General features: G+C 73.0%; 2 protein-coding genes. Both read right to left on the bottom strand.

Translation table 11 applies throughout. The annotated features are described in order from the left end of the window. Nucleotides 1-981: ABC transporter ATP-binding protein (locus DSP71_RS06835; protein ID WP_181800684.1), on the bottom strand; the 981-nt coding region annotated here is incomplete at its 3' end. Continuing rightward, nucleotides 978-2,253: thioesterase domain-containing protein (locus tag DSP71_RS06830; protein WP_258546300.1), on the bottom strand; the 1,276-nt coding region annotated here is incomplete at its 5' end. The genes DSP71_RS06830 and DSP71_RS06835, both read right to left, overlap by 4 nt.

The following is a 2,253-nucleotide window of genomic DNA, read 5'->3' as shown; positions in this document are numbered from 1 at the left end:
GTCCAGGACCGGCTGCAGCCGTGCCGCGCCCACACGCGCGTCCGCGCTCTGCGTCCACCGCTGGAGCCCGACCTGCACCGCGATCCCGACGGTCGCCATCCACCCGCTGAACGTCACGAGACCACCGACCGTGAGGCGTCCGTCGAGAACCGCGAACACGGCGACGACCACGCCGACCGCGGTGGCCACGGCGGGGATCCCCTCGCCCAGGGCCGTCCATCGGGCGAGGATGCCCCCGGCCCGCACGGTGCGTTCGGAGAGGTCGGCCGAAAGTCGTGCATGGCGCTCGACCACCGTGTTCTCCATCCCCGCCCCGCGCACGGTGACGGCGCTGCGCAGCAGATGATCGACCGCATCCGCCCGCCGGCCGTGGGCCTCGGCGGCATGCATCGACGCGCGTTCGAATCGCCGGGGGTACACGACCGCGAGCACGATCAGACACGGCACCGTGGCGCCCGCGACCACCAGGAGCCAGGGGTCCAGCGACGCGAGCCCCGGCACGAGCACCCCGACCGTGACCGCGATCACGACCCAGGTGGGGAGGCCGTGCACCCAGACCCGGACCAGATCGACATCCCGTCCCGCGCGGATCACCAGATCGCCGGTGCCGCCCGATGCGCGCCCCGAGTCGGCGATCGCGCACGTGCGCAGGCGTGTACGCAGGAGCACCCCTGTCCTCGCATCGGCGAGGTTGGCGAAATGGTCCCACACGCACATCCCGAGGAACTGCGCGACCCCGGCTGCGAGCACGACCGCTGCCCACCATGCCGCTGCACCGAGGTCTCCCCCGATCACACCGTCGTCGATCGCGAACCGGAGCACGAAGGGCGCAGCCAGGAAGCCGGCCTGACGAACGACGGCACCGGCCATCGACAGCGCGAGCGGTCCACGCACGCTCCACGCCGCCCTGCGGAGCAGTCGCCCCCGTTCGGCCGACCGGACCGGATGGGCCTGGGTGCCGCCCGCGGGTCGACGACTCATCTGCCCCTCTCCAGACGGCGCGAGATGGCCGGTCCGATCCGCTCCCACGCGACGGGAGCGACGATCCCGGCATGGTCCACGTCCAGCACGGAGCATTCCGCGCGCTCTCCGAGTCGCACACCCCAGCCCGTCGACGCGGGCTCTTCCCGTCCCGCGACGAACAGGAGCGTCGGCACGTCGGTGACGGGCGAGACGGACGCGGCCATGAGTCCTGAGGCCCACGCGTGGCTGGCGACGATCGCATCGACCGTGGCACGGTCGTCGAGCCCGAGCACACCGCGCGAGGCGCGGATCGCCTCCTTGAGGTGCGGATAGTCTCCGGTCCCGTCCCGAAGCTCCGCGAAGAAGGCGGTCTGCTCGGCGCGCACCGCGGCCTCGTCGTCCGAGCCGAACACCTCGGCAGAGGAAGAAGCTCCCTGCTCCCCGGACAACGGCGCCGGGTCGAGGAGGGCGAGCAGGTCGACCTCCTCCCCCTCGGCGACCAGCCGAGCGGCGATCGCGTGGGCGACGTTGCCGCCGAAGGAGTCCCCCGCCAGCCGATACGGACCGTGCGGTGCGATCTCCCTGATGCGCGCGAGGTACTCCAGCGCGAGCTCGTCCACGTCGCGCGCCCCACTCTCGCGACCGGAGAGCAGCGGAGCCTGGAGCCCGATCACGCCCGTACCGGCGGGGAGGAAGCGGACCAGCGGCGCGAACTGCCAGGCGAAGCCACCGGCAGGATGCACGCAGAACAGCGGTGGCGCGTCCGTCGTCGGCTCGCGGAGCGCGAGCACCGGCGCGAGACCGGCATCCCTCGCAGGATCGCCGATCGCGGCGGCCAGAGCACGCACGGTCGGTGCGGCCATCACGGTCCCGACCGGAACCCGCACTCCCAGCTCCTCGCCCAGCTGGGCCACGACCCGCATCGCCAGGAGGGAGTGGCCGCCGAGGTCGAAGAAGCCCTCGTCCCGGTGCCCGACGGCCACGCCGAGGACTCTCGTGAAGACGGCGGCGACGAGCCGTTCCGCCCGCCCCTGCGGAGGTTCGCCGCCGCCAGAGCCACGCGGTGCGGGAAGGGCGTCCCTGTCCACCTTGCCGTTGACCGTGAGTGGGATCACCGGGACGACGGCGAACAGGGACGGCACGGCGTAGGGAGGCAGGATGCCGGACAGGTGCGCCCGCAGCCCGTCGATGAACGCCTGTTCCGCTTCACCGGGATCGCCGGCGTCGGGCGAGAGGTGCGCGCCGGGTGCGACGACCACATGCACCCGGAGAACGCCGCCCGTGGCGCCG

Origin of the sequence: Microbacterium sp. H6, from assembly GCF_003314775.1 — a bacterium.
GTDB lineage: Bacteria > Actinomycetota > Actinomycetes > Actinomycetales > Microbacteriaceae > Microbacterium > Microbacterium oxydans.
Note: the sequence above shows the minus strand (reverse complement) of the source record. Positions and strands in the feature narration are given on the sequence as shown.